Annotated in this window: 25 protein-coding genes; 9 read left to right on the top strand and 16 right to left on the bottom strand. The window is 65.7% G+C overall.

Translation table 11 applies throughout. The features are described 5' to 3' along the window. Nucleotides 1-40 precede the first annotated feature (40 nt). From L1080_RS21325 to L1080_RS21305, 5 genes are read right to left on the bottom strand one after another with little or no spacing between them, the layout of a single operon-like run. On the bottom strand, nt 41-544 hold the full coding sequence (locus L1080_RS21325; protein ID WP_250773036.1) for an aromatic-ring-hydroxylating dioxygenase subunit beta: 504 nt from the start codon (nt 542-544) through the stop codon (nt 41-43). Beyond that, complete coding sequence (locus L1080_RS21320; RefSeq protein ID WP_159919179.1) at nt 534-1,820, bottom strand: aromatic ring-hydroxylating oxygenase subunit alpha; 1,287 nt, start codon at nt 1,818-1,820, stop codon at nt 534-536. The genes L1080_RS21325 and L1080_RS21320 overlap by 11 nt, the downstream gene beginning before the upstream one ends. Then, on the bottom strand, nt 1,820-2,320 hold the full coding sequence (locus tag L1080_RS21315; RefSeq protein ID WP_250773038.1) for a nuclear transport factor 2 family protein: 501 nt from the start codon (nt 2,318-2,320) through the stop codon (nt 1,820-1,822). Before L1080_RS21315 ends, L1080_RS21320 begins: the two co-directional genes overlap by 1 nt. Before the next feature lie 5 nt (nt 2,321-2,325). Then, nucleotides 2,326-2,703, bottom strand: a complete 378-nt coding sequence (locus tag L1080_RS21310; RefSeq protein ID WP_005255968.1) for a hypothetical protein — start codon at nt 2,701-2,703, stop codon at nt 2,326-2,328. A gap of 28 nt (nt 2,704-2,731) precedes the next feature. Further along, complete coding sequence (locus L1080_RS21305) at nt 2,732-3,892, bottom strand: acyl-CoA dehydrogenase family protein (protein WP_250773040.1); 1,161 nt, start codon at nt 3,890-3,892, stop codon at nt 2,732-2,734. A gap of 198 nt (nt 3,893-4,090) precedes the next feature. Between L1080_RS21305 and L1080_RS21300 the strand changes: the two genes are divergently transcribed. From L1080_RS21300 to L1080_RS21290, 3 genes are all read left to right on the top strand, one after another. After that, on the top strand, nt 4,091-5,596 hold the full coding sequence (locus L1080_RS21300; protein WP_250773042.1) for a PAS domain S-box protein: 1,506 nt from the start codon (nt 4,091-4,093) through the stop codon (nt 5,594-5,596). A 97-nt stretch (nt 5,597-5,693) separates the two neighbouring features. Further along, nucleotides 5,694-5,963 carry a hypothetical protein gene (locus L1080_RS21295; RefSeq protein WP_159926865.1) on the top strand — a complete coding sequence of 90 codons (270 nt, stop codon included), beginning with the start codon at nt 5,694-5,696 and terminating at the stop codon, nt 5,961-5,963. Beyond that, on the top strand, nt 5,960-6,115 hold the full coding sequence (locus L1080_RS21290; protein ID WP_250773192.1) for a hypothetical protein: 156 nt from the start codon (nt 5,960-5,962) through the stop codon (nt 6,113-6,115). Before L1080_RS21295 ends, L1080_RS21290 begins: the two co-directional genes overlap by 4 nt. A 22-nt stretch (nt 6,116-6,137) precedes the next feature. On the opposite strand, the gene L1080_RS21285 is transcribed toward L1080_RS21290, so the two are convergent. The 5 genes from L1080_RS21285 to L1080_RS21265 form a co-directional block, all read right to left on the bottom strand. Next, the gene (locus L1080_RS21285; RefSeq protein WP_201453502.1) at nt 6,138-6,923 is read right to left on the bottom strand and encodes a TetR/AcrR family transcriptional regulator; all 786 of its coding nucleotides are present in this window, start codon (nt 6,921-6,923) and stop codon (nt 6,138-6,140) included. A 38-nt stretch (nt 6,924-6,961) separates the two neighbouring features. Continuing rightward, nucleotides 6,962-8,545, bottom strand: a complete 1,584-nt coding sequence (locus tag L1080_RS21280; RefSeq protein WP_250773044.1) for an FAD-dependent monooxygenase — start codon at nt 8,543-8,545, stop codon at nt 6,962-6,964. Between the two features lie 177 nt (nt 8,546-8,722). Continuing rightward, on the bottom strand, nt 8,723-10,411 hold the full coding sequence (locus L1080_RS21275) for a (2,3-dihydroxybenzoyl)adenylate synthase (protein ID WP_250773046.1): 1,689 nt from the start codon (nt 10,409-10,411) through the stop codon (nt 8,723-8,725). Nucleotides 10,412-10,454: 43 nt separating this feature from the next. Next, nucleotides 10,455-12,779, bottom strand: a complete 2,325-nt coding sequence (locus L1080_RS21270; RefSeq protein WP_250773048.1) for a hydantoinase B/oxoprolinase family protein — start codon at nt 12,777-12,779, stop codon at nt 10,455-10,457. 11 nt (nt 12,780-12,790) lie between these two features. Further along, nucleotides 12,791-14,893 (bottom strand): hydantoinase/oxoprolinase family protein, encoded by a 2,103-nt coding sequence (locus L1080_RS21265; protein WP_250773050.1) that lies wholly within the window; start codon nt 14,891-14,893, stop codon nt 12,791-12,793. 282 nt (nt 14,894-15,175) lie between these two features. Here L1080_RS21265 and L1080_RS21260 point away from each other — a divergent pair, with 282 nt between their 5' ends. The 6 genes from L1080_RS21260 to L1080_RS21235 all read left to right on the top strand — a co-directional run bounded on the left by L1080_RS21260 (nt 15,176) and on the right by L1080_RS21235 (nt 20,405). Beyond that, complete coding sequence (locus L1080_RS21260) at nt 15,176-15,934, top strand: maleate cis-trans isomerase family protein (RefSeq protein WP_250773052.1); 759 nt, start codon at nt 15,176-15,178, stop codon at nt 15,932-15,934. 24 nt (nt 15,935-15,958) lie between these two features. Next, the gene (locus L1080_RS21255) at nt 15,959-16,603 is read left to right on the top strand and encodes a VOC family protein (protein WP_159919199.1); all 645 of its coding nucleotides are present in this window, start codon (nt 15,959-15,961) and stop codon (nt 16,601-16,603) included. Beyond that, nucleotides 16,600-16,845: a hypothetical protein gene (locus L1080_RS21250; RefSeq protein ID WP_159919201.1), complete on the top strand. Its 246-nt coding sequence runs from the start codon at nt 16,600-16,602 to the stop codon at nt 16,843-16,845. The genes L1080_RS21255 and L1080_RS21250 overlap by 4 nt, the downstream gene beginning before the upstream one ends. Further along, complete coding sequence (locus tag L1080_RS21245; RefSeq protein ID WP_250773054.1) at nt 16,842-18,074, top strand: alpha/beta hydrolase; 1,233 nt, start codon at nt 16,842-16,844, stop codon at nt 18,072-18,074. The genes L1080_RS21250 and L1080_RS21245 overlap by 4 nt, the downstream gene beginning before the upstream one ends. An 82-nt stretch (nt 18,075-18,156) precedes the next feature. Continuing rightward, nucleotides 18,157-19,467, top strand: a complete 1,311-nt coding sequence (locus L1080_RS21240) for an MFS transporter (RefSeq protein WP_250773056.1) — start codon at nt 18,157-18,159, stop codon at nt 19,465-19,467. Then, on the top strand, nt 19,464-20,405 hold the full coding sequence (locus tag L1080_RS21235) for an SDR family NAD(P)-dependent oxidoreductase (protein WP_250773066.1): 942 nt from the start codon (nt 19,464-19,466) through the stop codon (nt 20,403-20,405). The genes L1080_RS21240 and L1080_RS21235 overlap by 4 nt, the downstream gene beginning before the upstream one ends. Here the strand turns inward: L1080_RS21235 and L1080_RS21230 are convergent. Genes L1080_RS21230 through L1080_RS21205 form a run of 6 tightly spaced genes read right to left on the bottom strand, consistent with a single transcriptional unit; the run spans nt 20,393 to nt 25,140 of the window. Continuing rightward, nucleotides 20,393-21,166: a DUF6390 family protein gene (locus L1080_RS21230; RefSeq protein ID WP_250773068.1), complete on the bottom strand. Its 774-nt coding sequence runs from the start codon at nt 21,164-21,166 to the stop codon at nt 20,393-20,395. The two genes, L1080_RS21235 and L1080_RS21230, sit on opposite strands and share 13 nt — an antisense overlap. A 5-nt stretch (nt 21,167-21,171) precedes the next feature. Then, nucleotides 21,172-22,299 carry a hydrogenase formation protein HypD gene (gene hypD / locus L1080_RS21225; protein WP_109326808.1) on the bottom strand — a complete coding sequence of 376 codons (1,128 nt, stop codon included), beginning with the start codon at nt 22,297-22,299 and terminating at the stop codon, nt 21,172-21,174. A 16-nt stretch (nt 22,300-22,315) separates the two neighbouring features. Further along, nucleotides 22,316-22,588: a HypC/HybG/HupF family hydrogenase formation chaperone gene (locus L1080_RS21220; RefSeq protein WP_109326811.1), complete on the bottom strand. Its 273-nt coding sequence runs from the start codon at nt 22,586-22,588 to the stop codon at nt 22,316-22,318. A gap of 25 nt (nt 22,589-22,613) precedes the next feature. Continuing rightward, nucleotides 22,614-23,714, bottom strand: a complete 1,101-nt coding sequence (gene hypE, locus L1080_RS21215) for a hydrogenase expression/formation protein HypE (protein ID WP_250773070.1) — start codon at nt 23,712-23,714, stop codon at nt 22,614-22,616. After that, the gene (locus L1080_RS21210) at nt 23,711-24,382 is read right to left on the bottom strand and encodes a D-sedoheptulose-7-phosphate isomerase (protein ID WP_109326813.1); all 672 of its coding nucleotides are present in this window, start codon (nt 24,380-24,382) and stop codon (nt 23,711-23,713) included. Before L1080_RS21210 ends, hypE begins: the two co-directional genes overlap by 4 nt. Next, nucleotides 24,379-25,140 carry a HypC/HybG/HupF family hydrogenase formation chaperone gene (locus tag L1080_RS21205; RefSeq protein ID WP_250773072.1) on the bottom strand — a complete coding sequence of 254 codons (762 nt, stop codon included), beginning with the start codon at nt 25,138-25,140 and terminating at the stop codon, nt 24,379-24,381. The genes L1080_RS21210 and L1080_RS21205 overlap by 4 nt, the downstream gene beginning before the upstream one ends. Nucleotides 25,141-25,182 lie beyond the last annotated feature (42 nt).

Here is a 25,182-nt window from a genome sequence, read left to right as displayed (position 1 = left end):
TCGAGCTCCTGTTCGATCGATGAGGTTCGGAAAATGCTGGTCAGAGCAGGTAGCCGGAGGCGTTGACCGCTGCCTGCGAGTTCACCAGCCGGATGACCTTGAGATCCAACCGCGGTCCGCTCTCGGTGTACCGGATGCGGTGCGTGACGTCGGCGGCGAGGGTCTGCTGATCGTCGCGCTTGAAACCCACGAGTATCTGCGCGGACCTCACGGTGACCGAGTCCTCTGTCCTTTCCTCGACCGTGAACCGCGAGACGGTGCGGACCGTCCGCGCGGCGGCGAGCGCGGACATCGAGTAACCGGAGGTCAGACGTTCGATACGCATGCGGCGCATGCGAGTGTCGTCGTTGACCATGTTCAGCGATCGGTCGAAGTCGTCGGTGTCCGGGTCGATGGGAATGACGTACCGGCCTTCGTCGGTCCAGAGGGCGTCCCATGCCTGGTAGTCCTTGGCGTCGAGGAGGGCCGCTTCGTGCCAGATGAGTTCGATCGCCTGTAGTACGCGGGTGTCGGCGAACTGGGCGGTCATCAGATCAGTGCTCATCGGTCATCATCCTCTTCCACATTGCGTAGGCCTCGCGCATTCCGGTTTCGTCGGTGACGTGCGAGGTGCGGTGTCCGTTGCTGTCGAGCGCTTCCCGATTGAGGCCGCGGTTCACCATGATCGGCATTCCGGGTGCGCCGCGGGATCCGCGTTGTACCCGATCCCAGGCCTCGGAATCGTCGGGACTGCCGAACCCGAACGGGCCCTGAAAATGTTCGTGGATGCGGAGGCGTTCGCGATTGACGATCTCCGGGCCGCCGTCCATGCCGAGGGCGATGTGCCGAATCTCGGTCTCGTCGACCGAGATCGGGCGCAGGACCCGGAAGAACGACATCGACATCGCGACGTTGGGGAAGATGTTGAGGTTGAATCCGGCACCGTGCATCGAGCGGACGATGCGGCGGACCTTGTCGGCGGGCATCGTCTTCGACAGTTCCTCGACGATGTGGTCGAAACGGGACTGAATCTTCTCGGTGCCGTCGTCGTGGTCCAGGTCGACGTGCTCCGGGACCATGATCGCGACACTGTGGCCGTTTCCGAGTGCGTGGGTCACGGCGTTGTCGTCGGTCATGAAGGAGAGCATGTCGGCGGTCTCGGCGTCGACGGAGGACATCCAGGACCGGTGCACGATCGGGAAGTGGTATCCGTCGGTGGTGTTCTCCAACTGGATCTTCCAGTTTCCGCGGAAGCGGAAGCAATGTTCGCCCTGCGTCTTGATGGGGTATCCGGCGCCCTGCTTCATGAACAGGTCCATCCACACCTTGGCGTCGCCGAGGAAGTCGTCGAGAGGTTCGACGTCGGGGTTGAAGCTGGCGAAGATCATCCCGGCGTAGGACTCCACCCGCAGGCTCTGGAGGGGGAGGTCCTTCTTGTCGAGGTTCTCGTCGTATCCGTCGGGGTATGGAATTCCGCGCAGACGACCGTCGAGGGCGTACGACCAGCTGTGATAGGGGCAGGTAAATCCGTTCGCTTTGCCCTTGGGGACCTCACAGACGCTGGCCCCGCGGTGGCGACACCGGTTCAGCAGGACATTGAAGTTCCCCTTGCGGTCGCGGTTGACGATCACCGGCTGCCGGCCGATGGTCGCCATCTTGTAGCTTCCGGCCTCGGGGATCTCGCTCTCGTGGGCAACCCATACCCAGGTGCGGTAGAAGATCCTTTCGAGCTCCGCCTCGAACATGTCGGGGTCGGTGTACAGCGATCCGTCCACGCGGTCGCCCGTGGCGAGGTCCGCGAAGTTGGTGTCGGTGGTGGTGGGATCCAGGGAAGTGGTCATCAGTTTCTTTTTCCATTCGATTCGAGCAGTCGTGTCGCCTCGTCGAGGCGAGTGACGAACAGCTTCTCGGTCGTGAAGTACTTGATCCGGGCGATACCGCCCTGCACTTCACACTCGGCGGTGATGCGTGCGACGAGCAGTTCGGCCGATTCGTCCTCGTATCGCGACAGCTGCTGCATGATCCACCGCCCCCGCGCCACAGGGCCGTCCACCTCGACCTGCTCACTCCCGAGCAGGTGTACATTTCCCCGGAAATGGGAGTTCGGGGGAAGATACGCGGTGAGCATTCCGACGATCTCCGGCCGGCCCCGACGCGTGCCGAATTTGTGCGCGTACTCGGTGCCGATGCCTTCCCACACCGCATCGGGCGTGAACAGCGAGGCGAGTTCTTCGACTGAAAACTCCACGGAGGGAACATCGCACAGTTCCAGGTAACGGCACATCACGCGGTGCACGGCCTCACGACTTTCGATGCGCTCGGCCGCGGTCGCAGAGTGCATTCCGCTCACACGCCGAGGTCGACGTCTTCGCGGACGGTGAGCGCACGGCCGATGCGGGCCTCGATCTTCGCGTATCGCCACAACGTGTACTCGCCGACCGGGGTGGTGCGGAAGAGGTTGCAGACGGCCTTGACGGTCTCCTGGGTGTCGACGTCGGCGAGGATGTAGCAGGTCCAGGGCCAGCCGTCCGACGGTCCGACCAGATGGCTGTCGTCGTCGATGTCGCCGATCACCCGGACACCCGGTGTCTCGGCCACCGCGTCCATCATCCCGGAGAACGCCTTCCACACCAGCCCGCCCTGGCCGGTGGGGAGGTCGAAGAAGTTCTGATTGATGCCGATGCAGAACAGGACTCGCAGCGGTGCGGTCTTGGTGTCACTCACGATGATCTCCTCGATTCGAACGGGGTGGTCAGATGAAGCCGGGGAACGGCGGGATGTCCATGAGTACCGCACCGGCGCTGTCGTAGATGCCGTCGCCGAGGAAGGCGTGCTGCGGCGGGACCAGGGCCTCGCGCATGTACCGCTGCATCGCGTTGCCGTCGTAGATCGCGCCGGTGCCCGACAACTGGAAGGCGGTGTGCACGGCGGAAGCGCCCGCCTTCGCCACGTGCGTCGAGGACAGACGGAGAAGTGCCGCAAGCTTGTCCGGAACCGGATCGCCGGCGACCACCGTGGCGTACGCCTCGTCGGTGACCTCGTAGAAGAAGGCACGAGCGGACCTCAGGGTTGCCTCCGCCTTGGCCAGATCGATGCGATAGTAGGCCCGATCGGCGAGCTTCGGCGCTCCGGTGATTCCCGTGCGTCCCGCACCGACTTTGATCGCGTAGTCGAGCGCGGCGCGGCCCACTCCGAGATTGACGACGGCCAGGACCTGGGCGGCGTACGCGATGGAGGGATAGCGGTAGAGGGGTTCGTCGACGGTCGGGGTTCCGCCCCGGATGAACGTCCAATCCTCGGGGACGACGACGCCGTCGACCTTCAGTTCGTGGCTTCCGGTACCCGACAGGCCTACCACGTCCCAGTTCTCGACGATCTCGACGTCCTTCGGCCACAGCAGTGCGGTGCGGGGTTTTCCGGCTGTGGAGTCGCCGCCGCGAATTCCGACACCGAGAATGTCGGCGCCCTTGCATCCGCTGGCGAACTTCCACTGCCCGGTGATCTTCAGACCACCCGGCACCTGCTGCGCGGGTTGGACCGGGAATAATCCGCCGGCGAAGACCAGGTCCGGGCTGTCCTTGTACAGCTCCGCCTGAGTCGTGAGCGGCAGTGCCGCCAGGTAGACGAGCGCGGAGCCGAAGCTCGCAACCCAGCCCGCCGACGCATCCACCGCGGAGATTCGTTCGATCATCCGCAGGAACTCGCTCGGGGGAAGTGCGTCACCGCCGAATCGGCGGGGGGTCGCCGCGCGGTAGATGCCGATCTGCTTGAACTCGTCGATCATGTCGCGAGGCAAGAACTTCTGGCGAGCGAACTCTTCCCGCCGCAGTGCGACGTGCTCGAGGACGTCCTCGAACGACAGCGTCCCGTTCGCGGCGGCGTCCGTCGTGTCGAGGGTCGGTGCGTTGGTCATCAAATACTCCGATCGACGCGAAGTAGAAGGGGTGTGGCGTGTTTCGTGTCGAATTCACGCTATTGCGGTGGTGGGCATCACTCAATCGGTGCTTCCTCCCGCCGACGTGCAGAGATGTCGCCTCGGAGTAAAGGATTTCCCTATCGTGTCCGCTGTCTGCCCGCTCAGTAGACTCGACGTGAGCCGAAGGAGGCCGCATTGTCCGATCTCGCGCCGTCCGACTACGAACAACTCGTCGAGTCCCTCCGCTACTGCGTCCTGGTCCATGATGCGGCCACCAAGGACATCCTCTGGGCGAACAGGGCTGCGTCGGAACTGCTGGGGTTCACGGTCGAGGAACTCAAACCGCTCAAGGCGCCCGATATGAGTTCCCGGGCGAAGCGTTACCGCCGGTCGGTGGGACGGCGGTGGCTGCAGGACGCGGTCGACAACGGGGCGGCGGTCATCGAATGGGCGTATCGCGCGAAGAGCGGGAGGGAAGTCCTCACGGAGGCGATAGCGGTCCGGGTCGAGTTGAGCGCCCGGACCGTGGTGATGGTGCAGTTCCGCGACATCGAACAGGAGACGTCGATGCGCCGCGACCTCACCCGCACCGAGGCCGACCTCACCCGCACCGAGGCCCGCCTGGCCGCCTTCCTGCGGAACATGGCCGAGGGAATCCTCGTCCTGGACGACGACAGCCGTATCACGTATGCGAGTGAGGCGGCGTCGCAGCTCCTGAAGGTTCCGGTGGCATCGCTTGTCGGCGAACGTTTCACGGAGTTCTGCCGGGCGGGGCAGTCACGGGAGAGCGTGCGGCGCGCCCTGGAACTGACAACCGCCGACGGAGGCTCCCAGAGCCTGCGCTACGAGGTGGAACTGACAGCCGGAGAGCGCCGATGGCATGCGGGGAGCTGCCAGAACATCGGTATCGAGAACGATCTGAGCGGCCACCTCCTGCTATTCCACGACGTCACCGAACACGTCCGCACCGAGCAGGAGCACGAACGGGACTCGCAGTACCTCAATTACCTGGCCCGGTATAACGCGATGGGCGATATGGCCATGGCCATCGCTCACGAGCTGGCCCAGCCGCTGGCGGCCGCCACCAATTTCATCGCCGGAACGCAGAGCCGCCTCGACGACGGCCAGAGCAGTCACGACGAGGTGAGCTGGGGCCTGGGGGAGGCGCGCAAACAGATCGACCGGGCCAATCAGATTGTCCGCAGTCTGCGTGAGTACGTGACGCAACTCGAGGAGTCACAGCAGATCGTCGATCTCAACGACATCGTCGACGAATGCGCGTATTTCATCAACATCCGGGCGCGGCAGAAGGAAGTTCGGGTCGAGTACGTCCGTGCGCCCGGCGCCGTTGCCGTCGTGTGCGAACGTGTGCTCACCGGGCAGGTCATCCTGAATCTGTGTTTCAACGCCATCGACGAGATGGCAGAATGGCCGGCGGCCGATCGCATCGTGAAGGTACGCACCGACGTCACCGAGACGGAGGGCGTCGTGAGCGTCGAGGACCACGGCAAGGGGCTCTCGCACATCCCGGACGGCCGAATCTTCGACGGCGTGTTCACCTCGAAATCCACGGGTCACGGAATCGGGCTCGCACTGAGCCACCGCATCATCACCCGCCAGGGTGGGACACTCACCGCGCGCGAGAACGATCCGCACGGGGCCGTCTTCACGTTCACATTGCCCGCCGATCCGAACCACTGAGCGGCCGACCCCACGCGGGTAAAGGTTTCTTGGATTCCGTTGGGCGCGATCCGGTTCTAGCGTGGTGGAAAACACCACCGCGGCCCGGAGGTACCTCGTGGACTATTCGCATCATCACCGGACATTCCTGACCTGTTACGCCGACACCCACCGCTACGGCTGGCACCACGTCGACCTCTTCGTGCACGACGAGGACGGCAACGAAGTGAACTGGGTCCACTGGCAGACCCGGGAGGACGGACCGGACGGCGCCGACGCGGCCACGGCGCGCGTCGAACCGAGCCTGCGACGGACCACCGACTGGCAACACGGAATCAGCGCCGACGGCAGCGAGTACTGGATCGCCGAGGCGGCATGGGCTCAGTGAACCGGAGGATCGGGGAGGCGGGCTCGACGTGGGCCTGGGCCGTCCCGTTCGGCGGAGTAAAAAGCTCCGGCTACGGACTCGAGCACGGGGTCGAGGGTCTGAAGGCCGTCGCAGCGCCCCGCGTGGTCAACCATCCACCGAAAGGGCAGTGATTGGGACGGGCAGCCTCATCGGTCAGTCCGACTTCGCTGATTCGTCGATGAGACGCTCCAGATAGTCGAGATCTTGGCGGAGTAATGCAATGGCGCGGGCGGGACCTTCGGGTGTGACGGGATGTGGGTTCTCCTGAACCAGGGAACGTACTGCCATGTCGGCGAGTTGGCCGGCGATAGCGCGGTCGTTCTCGGCATTCCCGGGTTGGTGCCACCACGCGATCCAGTTGATCATGCCGATCACACCGAGTGCGGCAGTTCGGGGATCGACGGGACGCATCTCGCCGAGTCGGATTCCGTCTTCGATGACTCGAATGAACTCTTTGAGCACGTGCCGGCGGCTTTGCTGGTACGTGGATGCGATCTCCTCTGGCAGTTCGGCTTCGGATCGGATGATCAGCCGGAATCTGTCCGGACCTTCCGCCTGGTGCAGGGCGATGGCGGTGGCCATTTGCCGGAGCTTCTCGGTCGGACCGACTTCGGGACGTTCGTTGATCTCGTGCAAGAGAGCGGCGGGCGTCTCGGTGCTCTCACTGACCAGGCGCGAAAGGAGTTCGTCCTTGTTGGCCACGTAGTGGTAGAGAGCCGGCCGGGTGAGGCCGGTCGCATCAGCGATGTCCTGGAGCGTGGTGCTGGCGAAGCCTTTCTCGGCGAACAGCCGAGTAGCTTGCTCCATCATTTGCTTCTCCACGAGCTCACGACGAGGGTTGCTGCGGCTCGCTGCGCTCTCGACCGTGGCCTGATCTGCGGTGGTCGACTTACCCCGCCCACGGGGTCGGCGCCCGGGTGCAGCTTCCTCGCGTGTCATGCCCGAAGGATAACGGGAGCCCGACACGGGCCGGGTGCTCATCCCGAGGCCCCGAACCTGGCCAACACGGGATCGGCCGGTGTCGATGCGGGCTCATGGAAGAAAGCAAGGTCAATGCGTGCGCTGGCCAGACCGGCGGCAATATCTTCGCGGCATGAGGTGGGGGCTTCGACGACGACCAGGGCATCGGTGTGGTGGCGGAGTCGTTCGGCGAGATCGAGCCGGGTGAGCACGGCAGCCCGGGTAGGGGGGCCGGCGAGCCACAGAAGACGCGCGTTCGGTGCGGACGCGACGAGGTCGGTGGCTTCGGCGTCTCGAGCCGAGTCGAGATCGGCATCGAGTACGACGGTGGTCGCCGACTCCCGCAGCTCTGGCGGTGCGATCCGGTGCTCGAACCGGTCGTTGTCGTGGTCGAGCGGTTGCTCGAAAATCCAGTCCGCGATGGCCGTGCTGGGGACAGAGTCGACGGGTGCGTTCGCGTAGCTGGCCAGCCCCTTACGAACCAGGTCGGGTGCGGAATCGTGAAATCTGCTGACGCTGACCTTTCCGGCGCGGGTCATGTAGGCGATCATCAGCTGTTCGACGGGAAGGTTCATGCGTCGCGGGAAGGATTCCCACCAGAGTTCGCTGCGGTGCGCGATCTGCTGAAGGTATTCGACGGCGGGACGCCGTACCCGCTCGTACTCCGCGAGGGCGTCTTCGAGGGTCGGGGCCGTGGTGAGTGCGCGGTCGAGGGCGATGGCGTCCTCCATGGCCAGCTTGGTTCCCGAGCCGATGGAGTAATGCGCGGTGTGGGCGGCGTCGCCGAGAAGGGCAACGTTGCCGCTGTGCCAGCGCCCGCACGAGACGGTCCGAAAGCGCATCCAGCGGGTGCGGTTGCCGATGAGCGGGTGATGTTGCAGCGTGTCGACGAACGCATCCTGCAGGTACTGCAGCGCGAAGTCGTCACTGTCCTGCGGTGCGGTCTTGTCGGTGGAGACGTCGAACCGTGCCCGCCGCCACGTTTCCTCATCGGTCTCGATGAGGAAGGTGCTGCGGTCCGGGGCGTAGGGATAGGCATGCGCCACGAAGGTTCCGTGTTCGGTGGTCACGGGGATGAAGATGGCGCTGGGAAGCGCGAAATTTGTTCCGCACCAGAGATACAGGCCGGCGCCGGTGTCGATGCGGGGCCGGAGTGTGTCGGCCATCTGGGTGCGAGTGGCACTGTTGATCCCGTCGGCAGCGACGATCAGGTCCGCGTCGAGTTCTGTTGCGTCGCGTCGTTCGCCGAAATGCAGTCGCACGCCGGCGTTCTCCGCTTGCTGCTGGAGGACGTGGAGCAGGGTGGTGCGCGCGATGGCGAGAAGGTCTCCGTGTGCCAGCCGTGCGATCTGATCGCCGACCTGCATCGACATTTCGTGGGGGTGGGCCGCTGCCACGATCGCCTCGAGTGACGCCGGGTCGGCGTCCCGGAGGTTGCGCTGAGTGCGCGAGGCGAGACCGACGCCGAAGCCGAATGTCTGATCCGGGGGGCTCTGTTCGTAGACCGTCACCTCGGCGTCCGGGTGGCTGCGTTTGAGCAGTCTCGCGGTGTAGAGGCCACCAGGCCCGCCGCCGAGTACTGCGACTCGCTCGAGATTCATGACAACTCCAGTCTGTGACGTGTAAGTAGATTATTCTACGCAGCTGTCGAATGGTCAATCCGACATGTGGCGATCTCGGAGTAGCTCCGGTGTTGCGGTTTTGCGACGCCCCGGCCCCGCATCGTTTTCGGGGCATGCCTCGCTGAGGCATGCCCCGAAAGGTGGTGAACCGTTGGTTCACACGACCGTGTGACTCACTTCTGCCTCGGCGGCCACTTTCGCTGCGATCTCGGCACGCAATCGCTTCTTGTCGATCTTGTTCACGTTCGTGTGCGGCAACGACGAGGCCCATTCGAGCCGTTCGGGCCATTTGAACTTGGCCACACCGAGTTTCGCCAGATGTGCCTGAATATCGCTGAGTGGCAGCGGTTCTCCGTCGGTGGCCACCAGGTACGCGCAGGTTCTTTCCCCGAGTCGCGGGTCGGGCATGGCGACGACCGCCGCGTTTGCGACTCCGGGGTGTGCGAGCAAAAGCAGTTCGAGTTCTTCGGCGTTGATCTTCTCCCCGCCACGGTTGATGAGATCTTTGATGCGGCCTTCGATCGACAGGTACCGCTCACCGTCGATGATCGTGATCGCGGCGAGGTCCCCTGTGCGGTAGAAGCCGTCGGAGGTGAAGGCTTCCCGGTTGTGGTCCGGGGCGTCGAAGTAGCCGGGGATCGTGTACGGGCCTCGGCAACACAGTTCTCCCACCTCTCCGTCGCCGAGTTCGTTCTCGGTGCCGGGCTCGAGGATGCGGATTTCATCGTCCGCGGCGACCGGGGTGCCCACTGTCGTCAGTCGCGCCCGGGTGGGGGCACCGGGCGGAGTCACCGTGAACAGGCCTTCGGACATGCCGAACAGCTGCCCGGCCCAGTGGCCGGCACCGTCGTCGACACGCTCGAACAGTTCGAGTGGAACCTTGGCACCGGACAGTACGACGCGGGACAGTGATGCGCGGGCCTTGTCGAAGTCCGGGCTCAGCACGGCCTGGTAGTGACCGTGCCCGATCAGGACCTCGGTTGCCCGGGCCCGTGCCATCAGTTCGAACGCCGAGGAGGCGTCGGCAGTGGCCAAGATCAGGCAGGCACCGACCGAGTGCGCTGCGTGCAAACCACAGGTGATCCCGGCGTTGTGGATAATCGGAATCAGATGTGCCACACGACTGTGTTCGTCCCAACCGAGTCGCTTCGCGTAGAGCAGGGCGTTGTTCCAGTATTCGGCGTGAATGCGTGGAATGACCTTCGGGACCCCGGTGGTGCCGCCGGAAAGTTGGAACGCCGCGACGTCGAGTGGGTCGGTCTGTGCCTCGGTCTGCTCGACGATCGTTCGCGCCGACGCGACCGGGATGTCCAGCCCCAGTTCCTCGAGTCTCGGTTCGGCGCCGTCAGCGCCGCCGGCGACGGTGAGGATATGGCGAATCGTGGGATGGTCGGCGGCATGTTCGCGGGCGAACCCGACGAGATCGAAAGTCGGCAGACTCGCCTCGACGATGTGCGCAACAGCACCGACCTTTCGACTGATCTTCCCGATTTCGTGCATGCGGTGCGCGGCCAACGTCGCCACCGGAATCAGCCCGGCTTTGACGCAGCCGTACCAGGCGAGGACGGTTTCCAGTCGGTTGGTCAGTTGGAAGATGACCGGGTCGAGTCGCTGGAGACCGAGCCGGATCAGCCCGGCCGCGATCTGGTCGGTGCGCCGGTCGAGTTCGATGAAGCTCATCTCCCGTTCCGCGGTGATCACGGCCGACCGGTCCGGGAAGCGGGTGGCGATCTCGTGCAGTCGCTGCCCGGTGGGATCACTACTCCACGCACCGCTTGCGCGGTAGTGATCGGCCCGATCCTCCGGGAACGGGACCAGGCGCCCACCCCAGTCCGAGAATGTCACGGTCGATCTCCTCTGTTGGTCCTGATTGTCGCGGCGGGAACCATCACCGCTCCGTGACGGCAGGCAGAAGCCGTGCCAGCTCGAGAGCGTGGTCCGGGTGATCGGCAGGCACGATGCCGGAGTAGATGGCGGTCCAGCAGCCCGGGCAGCACAGCTGCCGGAATACGACAGGGGTGTCGACGTACTCGGCCGGGTCGGACGTGACCTGTGGTCCGGCGGTCGACGACGGACCTTCGAACCGTGCCAGATCGAGCGACGTGTTGTTCTTGTCGTCTCCGAGAAGTCGTCCGCACTGGGCGCAGGCGATGGCGCGGGTGTCTCCGATGGTGACCTCGGCGAGGTTGTCGTCGAGTCGGCGAGCGCCGGTCAGATCGAGTGTGGGGGCGTCGATCGGTGTGGAACCGGAGCGCTCTCGCCTCTCGGTGCGCATCGCGTCTCGCCGATCCGAGGTTCGAATCTCGTCGACGGCCCCGTCACCGAGGATGACGCCGTACACGGTCTCGGCACCGGATGCGGTGACCTTGCCCTCACGGAAGTCGGCGGCCACCGCGGCCGGGTCGCGCAGCAAGGGGTCGCCGTATCCGCCGCCGCCCTGCCAGTGCATGTACAGCACCTCGCCGGGGGCGACATAGCTCTCGGCGTAGCAGGCTCCGAGTTCACGACCGCCGCCGAGGTCGTCGAGCGACCCCGGAATGCGGCCCGCCGCGAATTGCTCGACGATGTCGGTGCCGCGGGCAAGCACCTCGACCCCGGTATTTCCGGGGTATCCGCCGGCGAGTCCGTTGTTCTGGGCGACGGCCTTGCCTGCGGATGCCAAGACAAGGCCCATCGGCAGGCTGGTGCCGTAGGGGGTGATGGCGATGGAGGCGCTGACACCGCCGCGGTGACGTCCCGGTCCGCCGGAATCGGGTTCCTCGCGGCGCCACAGGGTGAGTAGCGGATAGAGGAACTCGGTCATCTCGGTGTCCGGAATGCGGCCCATCGGGATGCAGAACAGGCCACCGGTGTCCATGCCGTCGGCGGTTGGGCGCGCACCGTATCCGCCCGCCATGGGTTCCATCATGATGTTGAGGAACGGTACCGATTGTTCGGGGCGCTCGTCGAGACCGGCGATCACCGCGGTGTCCCAGGTGCCGCAGCAGGCGGCCTGCACACTCGTGCCGAGATCGACGGAGCGGTCGAGCATCTGGGACAGGCATTCGGCGATCAGGGTGCCGGTGAGCCACGCCGGTCCGATCGGGCCGCGACTGACGGCGGCGGGGAAGGTGGCGTTGTTGATCGTCCCTTCCTCGGCGACGAGGTCGAAGCAGCGCATCAGCCCGCCCGCGGACCACGGAATGTCGCCGGCGAGGATCGGCAGCAGAGCCAGCATGACGCCGCCGCGCATGCCGGCGTAGGTGCAGTTGATGACGCCGGTCTGGGGGTCGGTGCCGGTGAAGTCGAAAGTGAGGTGATCGGCGGTCTTGGTCATCGCGACTGTGATCTTGTGGACGCCGCGGTCCCCGGTGTGTGACTGATCCTGGTAGCCGGTGGCCTTCCAGGTTCCGTCGGGCAGTGAGGTGAGCTTGCCCCGCAGCCGACTCTCGGCGTCGGCCATCATGCGCTTCATCACGGCCTTGACGGTGTCGGCACCGTACTGCTCGATCACGGCGAGAAGCCGATTGCGGCCGACCGTGTTGGCGCCGATCTTCGCCCGCAAGTCGAGTCCGACGAGCATCGGGACCCGCGAGCGCCGTACCCAGGCATCGGCGACGTCGCGCTGGAGTTCGTAGTCGCGGACCACCTTGATCGGCGGGGTGGGCAGCGACTCGGAGAACACATCCTTGGCTGCGGGGTCGAAGGACCCGAGGCCGGATCCGCCGAGATCGGGCTCGTGGCAGATCGCACTGGTCCACCCGAACAGCTTGCCTTCGTGAAAGATCGGCTGATAGACGATCACGTCGCTCTGGTGCAGGCCGCCCCCGACCCAGGGGTCGTTGCATAGAAACATGTCACCTTCGGTGATGCCCGGATTGGTGGCGCGGTGCTGCAGGGTCCAGTAGATCGCGAGGTCGACGGCACCGACGAGCATGGTGTTGTAGAGGCCGACCTGAACTTCCTGGCCGAGCTCGTCACTGATGGCGAAGTCGAAGTCGTTTGCATCGGTGACGATGGGGGAGCCGGACATTCGCTTGAGTGCCTCACCCATCTCGTCGGTGACCGACCACAGACGGTGCCGGATGACCTCATAGGTAAGCGGGTCGAGGTTGTCGATCTGTTCGTCGGTGACGGTGTGGACTTCCAGCGTCGGCGGAAGGGATCGGGAGAGCGCGTCGGGGTCGACGGGTCGGCTCGAGAAAACCTCGGCGCCGGGAATTTGCATGGTCATCTTCGGTGCTCCTAGTGGGCGACGATGTTGAGGTTGCCGAGACGGTCGACGGTGCCGGTGGTGCCGTGGGGGACGACGACGGTGGTCGTCGGGACCTCGACGATCGCCGGGCCGGACAGTACGTGTCCGGCGAGCAGCTTGCTGTAGTCGTAGACGTCGGTGTCCACGTATCCGATCCGGCCGTTCAGGCAGACCTTGCGGGTGCCGATCCTGGCGGCGGATGCATCGGCGGAGTCCGCGGACTTCAGTTCCGGCAGCGTGGGGGAGAAGGGCAGAATGCCGGTCGCGCGCACCCGGTAGGTAATCGCCTGGATGCCGGCTTCCCGGAATCCGCTGTCCTCTCCATAGAGTTCGGCGTACCGCTGCTCGAACAGATCCGACGCCTGCGCGATCCCGACTGCGTCGAGGTCTCCGGCCGGGATCGGGGTGGCGACCTCGGCGAGCTGCATGGTGTAGCGCATGTCGATCTCACGCTCGATTTCGACGCTGGTGAACGTCAAGCCCTGTCGGTTGATCTGTTCGAGCACCTGGTTTTCCAGCTGCGTGAAGTTGCGCTCGGCGCGGGCGGGGTCGAGGGGCATGGCAGCCGGGTCGGACAGTTCGGCGGCGAGGACGATGTTGGACGACGCGAGACCGTACGCCGAGAAGGCCGACGCGACCTGGCCGAGCGGAACGATGACCTCCCGGACACCGACCTCGGCGGCGTAGGCCGCACAGTGGGCTGGGCCGGACCCGCCGAAGGCGTAGAGGACGAAGTTCCGGGGATCGTGGCCGGCCTCGACCACGGTCTTGCGAAGCAGGTCGCCGGTCTGGGCGTTCTGGACCGCGTAGATGGCCGCGGCGGCGTCCTCGATCGACAGACCCAGCGGCTCGGCAATTCTGGTGCGGATCGCTTCGCGCGCAAGGTTTTTGTCGAGCGGTTTACGCCCGCCGAGGAGGCCGCGTTCGGGCAGGATTCCCAGCACCAGATTGGCGTCGGCGTTGGTCGGTTCGGTGCCGCCCTGGCCGTAACAGGCCGGGCCCGGGACGGCCTGCGCGCTGTGCGGGCCGATTTGCAGGTTGCCACCGGCGTCGATCCAGGCGATGGCGCCACCGCCGGAGCCGATGGCGTGGACCTCGAGGGTCGGCACGTTGATCGGATGGTGGTTGATGATCGTGCTGGAGGAACGGACGGGCTCCCCGTCGACGACGAGTCCGACGAGGAAGGTGGTTCCGCCGACGTCGGTGGCGATGATGTTGCGGTGGTCGAGTTGCTTGCCGAGGGAGACGGCGCCCACCACACCGCCGGTCAGCACTGATCCGACTGTGCTGATCGCGTTCTTCGGTGCCTCCGCGGCGGCGACTGCGCCACCGTTGCTCTGCATCACCAGCAGAGGTCCCGCGAGTTGGAGCTTGCGCAGCTTGGACTCCAATTCGCCGAGGTAGTCCCGGAGCCCGGGCCCGATCTGGGTGCTCATGATGGTCGTCGCGTTGCGGGCGAACTCGCGGATGCGGGGACTCACCTCGCTCGACAGGGAAACGAACATCGTCGGGTCGATTTCGTGGACGAGTTCGCGAATGCGCTGTTCATGCACGGGGTTGCGGAACGACCACAACAGCGAGACCGCGATCCCCGACACCTTCTCGGCGAGGAGCTCGCGGATGGACTCGCGGGCGGAGTCCTCGTCGAGGGCGACGACGACGTTGCCGTCCCGGTCGAGCCGCTCGTTCACCTCCAGGGCGTGCTTTTTCGGGACGAGACCGTGGGACTTGCTCTGTCCCATCACGTTCTGGAGCTGTTCAGGTGAGCTGCCTAGATAACGTCCTTCGACGTTCATGATGTAGATCGAGTCGCGGTGGCCCTTGGTGGTGAGGAAGCCGACCGGGGGCACGTTGCCCATGACGAGGGCGTTCAGGGACGAGGTGGTGCCGTGAGCGATGTGGTGCGTGTTTGCCAGCATCTCCTCGATCGGGCATCCCAGCTGCTCGGCGAGCGCCTCGAGAACGTCGATCACGCCGCGTGAGTAGTCGGGCGGGGTCGAGGGAGCCTTGGCGGCGAGAACAGTGCCGGCGTTGTCGTCCAACACCGCGTCGGTGAACGTGCCACCGACGTCCACTCCGATTACATATGCCATTGCCGCTGTGCTCCTTCGTGCCGGGGGTATGCGACGGGGTGTGAGGTCATCCTCGAACACCTCCTTACGTCAATGTCGAGTATTCGACGTGACTGACGACCTGTCAAGTGCTGAATGTGAGGACGGACACGAACGTGGCTCAGGTCAGCATCGTTGCTCGCGGGGTCCGCCAACCCCGAGGCTTGACGAATCGTCATTAGCGTCGAATAATCGTCGTGAACGTAAATATCCGGCAGGGCGGACCGCGCTCCCAGCTGCCATTCCAATCAGAAGGACTACGCCATGGGCATTCACCGCATCGGACTCGTCGTACCGAGCTCGAATGTGACCGTCGAAACGGAAATGCCGGCCCTGCTCGGCCGACATACGAAGGCCCAGTTCTCATTCCACTCGAGCCGCATGCGGATGCAGGCGGTGTCTCCGGAACAACTGCGAGCGATGAACGCTCAGCGCGAGCGGTGCATCCTCGAACTCGGTGACGCAGGCGTCGACGCCATCCTCTACGCATGCCTGGTCGCCCTGATGTCAGTAGGACCCGGGGAGCACCAACGCGTGGAAAGCCTGGTCGCCGAGCAACTGGCGACCGGGGGTTCCGACGCAGTGGTCCGCTCCAGCGCGGGCGCCCTCGTCGAAGCGCTCCACGCCCTCGACGCGAAACGGATCATCCTCGTCACGCCCTACATGCTTCCGCTCGCCGAGCAGGTCGTCGCCTATATCGAGGCGGAAGGCATTGCGGTGTCCGACTGGCGCGCTCTCGAGGTCTCGGACAACGCCGAGGTCGGCTGCATCCCCGGCGAACGGGTCATGGAAGCGGCACGATCGCTCGACCGCACCGGAGCCGATGCCATGGTGATCTCCGCCTGCGTGCAGATGCCCTCACTCGACCTCGTCCAAGGCGCGGAAGACGAGTTCGACCTGCCGGTGCTGTCGGCAGCTACCGCCGGCGCCTACAGCCTGCTGCGCGCACTCGACCTCGACGTCGACATTCCCGGAGCCGGAAGTCTGCTGCGCGCCGACGCGCCGGCTGCCGCCCGCCAGTAACCGAACCCCTTGGGAGAGTTCACCATGTCCGAACTGCAGCACACCGTCAGAGGCGTTGACCACGTCGCCTATCCGACCTTCGATCCCGCCGCCACCGTGAAGTTCTATCGCGACGTTCTCGGGTTCCCGGTCGTACACTCCATCTGCGCCGCCGGCTGGGGACCGGAGAAACACCCCGACTTCATTCACTTCTTCTTCGACATCGGCAACGACGACCGGCTCGCCTTCTTCTACTACTTCGGCCTCGAACCCTTCGACGGCGGACCACAGGGCGACTCGTACTCCCGCTTCGATGACGACGTGCCCATCTTCTTCATTCGCTCGCGTCATCTGGCCATCCATGTCGACAGCGAGGAAGACCTGACGGAATATCGGCGGCGACTGGACCACAGCGCATGGCCGGTGGAGATGCAGATCCAGCACGAGACGATCGAGTCGATCTACACCCATGACCCCAACGGGTACATGATCGAGATCACCCGGGCGCTGCGTCCGGTCACCCCGCAGGAAGATCTCGACGCGAACCTCACCATCGACGCCCTCGTCGACGTGGTGACCGGCCCCGATCCCAGCATGGCCGCCCTGCTGACTCGCAAGGCGGAACTGATCACCGAACGCGCGGCCGCCTGGCAGCAGGAACAAGAATCGAAGGAGGTGGTGACCCGATGACGACCTTGTTCGTCCTCGACGTCCCGGAGAACACCGCGGTCGCCGAAGTCGCCGGTCAGGATCCGGCGGTCACCGTCGACCACGTCGGTCCCTACTTCCGGATCGTCTCCGAGACGGCCATCGTCATCGACCGCCGCGCCACCGGCTGCCGCCACGCCGTCTGGTACAGCAGTGTCGCCGGGCTGGCGCAGTCTCGAATTACGCAGTGGGACAAGGACGTCATGCGGGTCGAGCCGCGATGAGTGAGGACTCACGGTTGGGCGCCGGCCGGTATATCGACGCTGCTCGAGCTCCCGAGGCCACGGTGACGTCGACGCACGAACTCGCCACCGCCGACGGTGCCACGGTCTCCGGCGTGCTGCGGGTCGTTCCTGGTGCGCGCACCGTCGTCACCTTGATGCACCCGCGTCAGGATCTGACTCATCATGTGCTCGTTCCCGAACTGCTCGCCCGTGGGTTCGCGGTGTGGACGCAGGGCACCCGGTCGGTCAACAACGACATCGCCCTGGTGCATGAGCAGGCGCTGCTGGATGCCGCGGCCGGACAGGTGTTCCTGCGGGAGAAAGGGTTCGAGTACGTCGTCAGTCTCGGGCACTCCGGAGGCGGGACCCTCTTCGCCTTCTATCACCAGCAGGCCGCACTACCGGCAGAGGAGCGATTGGCCCGTACCCCGGCGGGACGACCGATCGATCTCCCCGGCGCCGAGATGCCGCTGCCCGACGCGGCGATCTTCATGGCCCCGCACCCCGGACAGGGGGCACTGCTGTTGCGGTTGATCGACCCGTCGGTCACCGACGAGTCGGACCCCCTCGCCGCCGATCCCGACCTCAACCCCTTCGATCCTGCGAACGGTTTCGCCGAACCGCCGCACAGTTCCTCGTATCCATCGGATTTCGTCACCCGCTACCGGGTAGCGCAGCACGACCGGATCGCCCGCCTCGACGCGATCGCCCGCGCACGAGTCGACGAAGCCGCCGATGCGCGTCGCCGATACAAGCACACCGCGGACCCGGCGGATCGCCGCGCCGCGTTAGCGCCCCGCGTCCTGAGCGTGTACCGCACCGACGCGGACCTCAGGTTCACCGACCTGTCCCTGAGCCCGAACGAGCGTCCCTACGGGTCACTGTTCGGCCGGCGACCCGACCTGACCAACTACGGACTCGTGGGCTTCGGACGGTTCGCCACTCCGGACGCCTGGCTGTCTACCTGGTCGGGTCTCAGCAGCAATGCCGACTTCCTCCTCTGTGCTCCCGCCGTCACCGCCCCGACACTGTTTGTCGAACTCACCGGTGATCAGGCGTGCTTCCCCGAGGACGCCACAATGATGGTCGACGCCCTCGGATCGACCGACACAACGCACGTCCGCGTCGCCGGCACCCACTTCGGAGGGCCGATCCGCGACGGCGCCCCCACCGGCGCCAGCCTGGCCGCCGCCGAGATCGGCGCGTGGCTCGAAACCCGCTGCACGTAACGCGTCCCTAGCCACCGATGCATTCACTCTGACCTGCCTCCAGTGGGACAGCGTGGTCATGTCACTTCGAGCGGAGACACCGATGTCTGCCCGTATCACCCCTGCCGCGCCCGTCGTCGGACTCTGCCTCATGGCACTGGTCCTCGAGGGGTATGACCTTCTGATGTACGGAACAGTGGTCCCCTCACTGTTGAGCTACGACTCCTGGAACCTCGACGCCACCCAGGTTGGGATGCTCGGCTCCCTCGCCGGAGTCGGCATGCTCGTCGGCGCCCTGCTCGCCGCGGCCGTCGCCGACCGGTGGGGCCGCCGCCGCACTCTCCTCACCGCCGTCCTCGTCTTCTCCACGGCGATGGGGGTGTGCGCGTTCGCACCCAGCCCCGAAGTGTTCGGGGTCGGGCGTGTTGCGGTGGGACTCGGGGCCGGTGTCCTGATGCCGACCGCGGCAGCAACATTGATCGAGTTCGCCGAACCGGGTGCTCGGGCCCGGTCGGTGGCGCTCGGGTTCGTCGGCACCAGCATCGGCGGAATACTTGCCGGAGTGCTGTCGCTGTGGCTCGTGCCCGAGTACGGGTTCCGGGCGATGTTCCTGGCCGGGATGGTGCCGGCACTCGTCTTCCTTCCGGTGATGCTCCGATACCTGCCGGAGTCACCGGCCTATCTGAACGCTCGCGGCCGGCATGAGGCCGCGGCGGCGATCGCCGACCGCTATCACCTCCAGCACGCCGGGAGCTCCGCTCTGGCCGCGCCCAGCCCCCGACGCGGGCTGCGCGCACTGTTCGGCGCGGACCGCACTGTCGCGACGCTGCTGTTCTGGGGCATGACCCTGGTCTGCCTGCTCGTATTGTTCGGCGTCGCGACCTGGATTCCCGCGCTCATGAAGTCGGCCGGTTACCCGCTGGGCGCCGCCTTGTCGTTCCTGCTCACCCTGAACGTCGGCGGCGCGGCGGGCGCACTCATCGGTGCCGTACTCGCCGACCGGTACGGCATAAAACCCGTCACCGCAATCTTCTTCGTCATTGCCGCAGTCTCTCTGCTGCTCGTCGCCACCGCCCCGCCGCTCGCGGTCATCTATCTACTGGTACTGCTCGCGGGTGTGGGCACCACGGGCACCCAAATCCTGCTCAACACCTTCGTCGGCACCTTCTACCCGGCATCCTGCCGGGCCACCGGGCTCGGCATGGCATTGGGAGTGGGCCGGATCGGTGCGATCATCGGCCCCACTTACGGGGGACTTTTCGTCGCACTCGGCGCCGGCACCACCTGGCAACTGCTCGCCTTCGCCGTCCCCGCCGTCGTCGGCGCCGTACTGACGCTGCTCGTACCGCGGCATACCGCGGCCGACGCGGCCATCCCTGTCGCTGAGAACGTTGAACAGAAAGCACTGTCATGACCATTGATTTCACGGGCCAGGTCGCCATCGTCACAGGGGCCGGCGGCGGACTCGGCCGCGCCCACGCCCGCGCCCTCGCAGCCCGCGGCGCTCACGTCGTCGTCAACGACATCGCTGGATCCGCTGACGAAAGCTCCGCCGACAACACTCCGAACACGCCCGCAGACCGGGTCGTCGCCGACATCACCACCCGCGGCGGCTCGGCAATCGCCGACTACGCCGACGTCACCGACTATCCCCAGGTCACCGCCATGGTCGACCGGGCCCTGTCCGCATGGGGCCGGGTCGACATCCTCATCAACAACGCCGGAATTCTGCGAGATGCCAGCTTCCGCAACGCGAGCATCGACGACTTCCGCACAGTCCTCGACGTCCATCTGATGGGTGGCGTGCACTGCAGTAAAGCCGTATGGCCGCACATGATCACCCAAAAGTATGGCCGAATTCTCATGACGACCTCCGCATCCGGGATCTACGGCAACTTCGGGCAAGCGAACTACGCCGCAGCCAAATCGGCGCTCGTCGGCCTGATGAACGTGCTCGCGATCGAGGGGCAATCCAAGGGCATTCGAGTCAATGCGCTGGCGCCCCTCGCGACGACTTCCATGACCGAATCGATTTTCGACGTCACGGCCGCCGAACTTCTGACTCCGGAGTCGATTACGCCCGGTGCGCTGTTCTTGGTCTCCGAGGATGCACCGACCAAGACGATCCTCGGCGCCGGCGGTGGAACGTTCGCGGTCAGCCGCATGCTCGAAGCCCACGGCGTCTTCCTCCCCGCGGATGCCAGAACCCCAGAAGACGGTGCCCGTCACTGGCCTCAGATCAACGACTCGACGGCGCAGTCGGGCACCGACAGCACTGCAGCCCAGATTCAGCACTTCGTCGAAACCGCAATCCGGGCCACACCCGACAGAGGAGACTGCTACCCGGAGTGACCAGCCGTATTCAACCTCCGGTTGGTCTGCGCAAGTTGCCATTCCGTTTGCTGCGCGAGGCGGTCGAGCTGGGCGGCGTCGAGTCGGTCGCAGACGAAATTCCAGTGCACCGCGACACGATCGCCGACGGCGAGGTCGGGGACGAAGGCTCCCTCGGGCACTGTGTAGTCGGCGGGCACTTCCCGGTCGGGTCCGAGGAAGAGCTGTCCGTGCTCGAACATCAGCGGTCGTGAACGGACCACTGCCCGGTCGGCCGTGAACCCCACCACCTCACCCCAGCTGATGCGGCACGAGTCGAGGACGTGCAGCGGTTGCGGCATCCCCGTGTCGAGTAGTCGCGACCACGGGTAGACGCCGAAGACATGGAAATTGTGTGTCGGAGCCGCTTCGACGAGGAGCTCCCCGGTCAGATGTTTCCAGTAATGTCCCGCTGTCGACGCCAGCCGCGCGAGGAGGGTTGCGCCGAACTGGGCTCGGTCAATGCGGTCGATCAGGTCGTCGGCCGTCCAGTAGGCACGGACCACCCGCTCGTCCAGGGGGTCGGCGATGCCCGCGAGTTCCGCGATCACCTGCTGATACGGCCAGGCGCCGCTGAACTGCCGCGCCAGCGAGAGCACATCGACGTCGGTGGCCTGACCGCACGCGAGCGCCTGCAGTCGCTCGGAACCCGGAGGGCCACAATACCCGAGCGCATTCGGGGCGTGCGCGTATTGCGCGAACAGGCGGTGCCCCGGCAGCACCGAATGTTCGAGCGACACCATGGCAGTCAGGCTCGCTGCCCGAGCAGCTGCGCGGTCTCGCGGTGCAACCGGCCGAAGTTGTAGTAGGCGGCGCAGGCGCCCTCGGGAGAGACCATGCAGGTGCCGATGGGTGTCTCCGGTGTGCAGGCCGTCCCGAATACCTTGCACTCCCAGGGCTTGATGACACCCTTGAGTACCTCACCGCACTGGCATGCCTTCGGGTCGGCGACGCGGATGCCCGGCATCGAGAACTTCTCCTCGGCGTCGAATTCCGCGTAATTCCGGTGCACCTTCAGTGCGCTCTGCGAGATGAACCCGAGACCACGCCACTCGAAATGTGGTCGCAGCTCGAACGTTTCGGCCATCAACTTCAGGGCCTGCACGTTGCCCTCCGGGCGCACCACCCGCTTGTACTGATTCTCGATCTCGCAGCGTCCCTCCCGAATCTGCTGGAGCAGCATGTGCACCGAGGCAAGAATGTCGAGTGGCTCGAAGCCGGCGACGACCATCGGCTTGCCATACACCTCGGACACGAAGCGGTACGGGCGCAGTCCGACCACCGTGGACACGTGCCCCGGGCCGAGGAACCCGGACAGCCGCAGGTCCGGCGACTCCAGGATCGCCTTGATGGGCGGAACGATCGTGACGTGGTTGCAGAACACGCTGAAGTTCGTCACCCCGAGCGCCCGCGCCCGCACCAGGGTCACGGCCGTGGACGGCGCCGTGGTCTCGAAGCCGACCGCGAAGAACACCACCTGCTTGTCCGGATTGTCGATGGCCACCTTCAGGGCGTCGAGCGGTGAGTACACGAACCGGACGTCCGCGCCCCGCGCCTTGGCCTCGATGAGATTGCCCTTCGAGCCGGGCACGCGCATCATGTCGCCGAAGGTCGTGAAGATGACACCGGGCTGTTCCGCGAGCCACATCGCGTCGTCGACGCGGCCCATGGGGATGACGCACACCGGGCATCCGGGCCCGTGCACCAACTCCACCGATTCGGGCAGCAGGTGCTCGATACCGTGACGATAGATCGTGTGGGTGTGGCCGCCACACACTTCCATGAACTTGAACTCGTCACCGCGGGCCAGCTCGGTGATGGACTTGACCAGGGCTCGCGCCGCTGCGGGGTCGCGGAATTCGTCGACGAACTTCATCACTTACCTCTGACTCTCAGGCGATCTCGGACGAGTTGAACGCGTCGATCTCGTTCACGTAGTCGGCGCCCATCTTCTGCACCTGGTCCAGGGTGAGTTGCGCCTCGATTTCGTCGATCTTCGCCATCGCGAACCCGACATGCACGAGCACCCAGTCACCGACCACCAGGTTGTCTTCGGCGAGCAGTCGAACACTGATCGTTCTCTGGACGCCGTTCACGTCCACCTTGGCCAGATGCTGTTGGGCGTCGACGATGTCGACCACCTGACCGGGTATTCCCAAACACATCGGGTTTCTCCTCTCCGGGAGGTTCTCAGCAGATCCGGGGGAGTGGGTCACCGACGAGCATGTCGACGATCCGGCTGCCGCCGAATGATGTTCTCAACGCGACGATTCCTGGAGGTTCCCTCAGAATCTCGCCCACGACTGCGGCATTCGCTCCGCGGGGGTGCGCCCGCATCGCCGTCACGGCGGCCTCGGCTTCCTCCGCCGCGACGACGGCCACGAACTTGCCCTCGTTCGCGACATACAGGGGGTCGATGCCGAGCATGTCGCAGGCACCGAGCACCTGCGGTTGGATCGGCAGGGTTTCCTCGTCGACGATGACGGCGACCTGGGCGGCCTTGGCGAGTTCGTTGCAGACGGTTCCGACACCGCCGCGCGTGGCGTCGCGCATCCACCGTGTCGACGGCGCCGCCGCGAGGAGCGCCTCCACCACTCCGTTCACCGGCGCGGTGTCCGAGGCGATGTCCGCTTCGATCGCGAGGTCACCCCGCGCCAGCATGACCGCCATCCCGTGTTCCCCGATGGTGCCGGACAGCACCACCTTGTCGCCGGGCCGGACGAGGTCCGGCGACAACCGCCGACCGGCGGGGATCACACCGACGCCCGCCGTGGAGATGTACACGCCGTCGGCGGCGCCCTTGCCCACCACCTTGGTGTCACCGGTGACGATCTGCACTCCGGACAGAATCGCCGCCTCACTCATGTCGGCGACGATCTCCTTCAGCTCCGCGATGGGAAAGCCTTCCTCGATGACGAATGCCGCCGACAGCCACTGCGGCCGCGCACCCGACACCGCCAGGTCGTTGACCGTGCCATGGACGGCGAGGTGACCGATCGATCCACCCGGGAAGCGCCGCGGCTGCACCACGTAGGAGTCGGTGGAGAAGGCGAGCCGCTCACCGGAAGGCAGTGCCAGGGCCGCGGCGTCCCCGAGCTGTTCCAGTTCTTCGTTGCGGAACGCCTCCACGAAGACGGCATCGACGAGCGCGGCCGACGATTTGCCGCCTGCCCCGTGCGCGAGGGTCACCACCTCGTCCAGCAATCGCGGCCGACGCTGACGGAACTTGTCGATGCGTTCGAGCACGCGGTCTTCGCGCTGAACCGAGGTGGCTGGTTCGGTGGTGCTCATGCATACGCTCCCGGTCTCGCGAGATGTTCCTGGGCGACGGACCACAACCGGTACCCGAGCATCGCGTGGCTCTCCTGGATGCGATGAATGCTCTGCGAGTGGATGGTGAAGCAATAGTCCAGGTAGTCGGCAACCGCCATCCGGCCGCCTTCGTGTCCCGCGAATCCGATGGTCAGAAGACCTCTGCTCTTCGCCTCGGTCAGCGCCGTCATCAGATCGTCGGAATTGCCGGAGGTCGACAACGCAATGGCCACGTCCCGATCCCGGGCGTGGGCGATGATCTGTCGCTTGAAGATCAGGTCGAACCCGACATCGTTGGCCAATGCGGTCACCACCGCCTGGTCGGCGGCGAGGGACCAGGCCGCGACGGGGCGTCCGCGCGCCGGACGACTGAACAGGGTCGCCAGGGTCGCGGCATCGGTGGAGCTGCCGCCGTTGCCGAACGTGTAGAGGCGGCCGCCGCGCCGAAACCTGTCGGCCATCTCGATGCCGGCCGCTGTCAGGCCTTCGCCGTACTCCTCGAGTGAGGCCCGTTGCAGCCGTGCGCTTTCGGCTGCTTTCCCACGCGCCGAGGCGGCCAGGTCGTCGAGGAGGCTCTTCGCGTCCGTCTCCTCGGAGTCGATGAACGGGTAGAGAAAATTGGTGCTCTCGGAGTCGTGCGTGGTCATCCTTCCCTCTCCTGCTCTGCTGGGCGGGGCTCTGTGCCGTCGAGTCGGGTGATCGCTGCGCCCGCATGGACGAGGACCAGATCGTTCGGCCGCACGTCGGGCAACACGCTGACGTCCACCCATTCCTCACCTGTGGCGGTGCGGACCAGGGCAGGGCCGAGTGCGTCAGCGGGCTCCAGCACCACTTCGCCGAGACGGCCCTCGTCGCTGCAGGTGACGCAGCCGGTCTGGGTGCACTCTTCGGTGTCGGGCTTCAGCAGCCCCGAGTGCTCGAAGCAGACGTGCGTGAGCTCCCACAACAGGTGGTACATCAGGACGAATCGCCCGGTGGCCGGGACCATCGGGTCGTCGGAATCGACCCACAGGATGTGGTTCGCCGCTCCGGCGGGTGGACGCGGTCCCGCCCCGATCCACAGGGTTTCGACGCCCCACGCGGGGGCGCGGCGCATCGCGTCCACGACGGCACGTTCGTCGGCCGACGCGACCGCCAGCAGGACGTCCCCGGGCCGGCTCGCCACCCGGGATTGCGCCACGGGGTCGGGCTCGACGAGTGCGACCGACGGCAACGCGCGTTTTCCCATGATCACCGGGTGTACGAATTCGACCGCCACATGGTGGGCGTGCGGCTCCCATTGAGGTGAGATGACCCAGAGCGTCGCGCCGTCGTGGAATCTGCGCGCAAGGGCAAGTGATGCGGCGGCAAGGTCTGCCGACAGGTCCGTGTCGACGAGGTGGCCGCCCGCTTCGGTGGTCGTCATTGACTTCGCTCCCGTCCCCGGGCCGGTCGATCGGGGCTACCG

Origin of the sequence: Rhodococcus sp. MSC1_016 (genome assembly GCF_023667485.2) — a bacterium.
Lineage (GTDB): Bacteria > Actinomycetota > Actinomycetes > Mycobacteriales > Mycobacteriaceae > Rhodococcus_F > Rhodococcus_F oxybenzonivorans.
The sequence above is the reverse complement of the archived record's forward strand: the minus strand, read 5'-3'. Positions and strand labels throughout refer to the sequence as shown.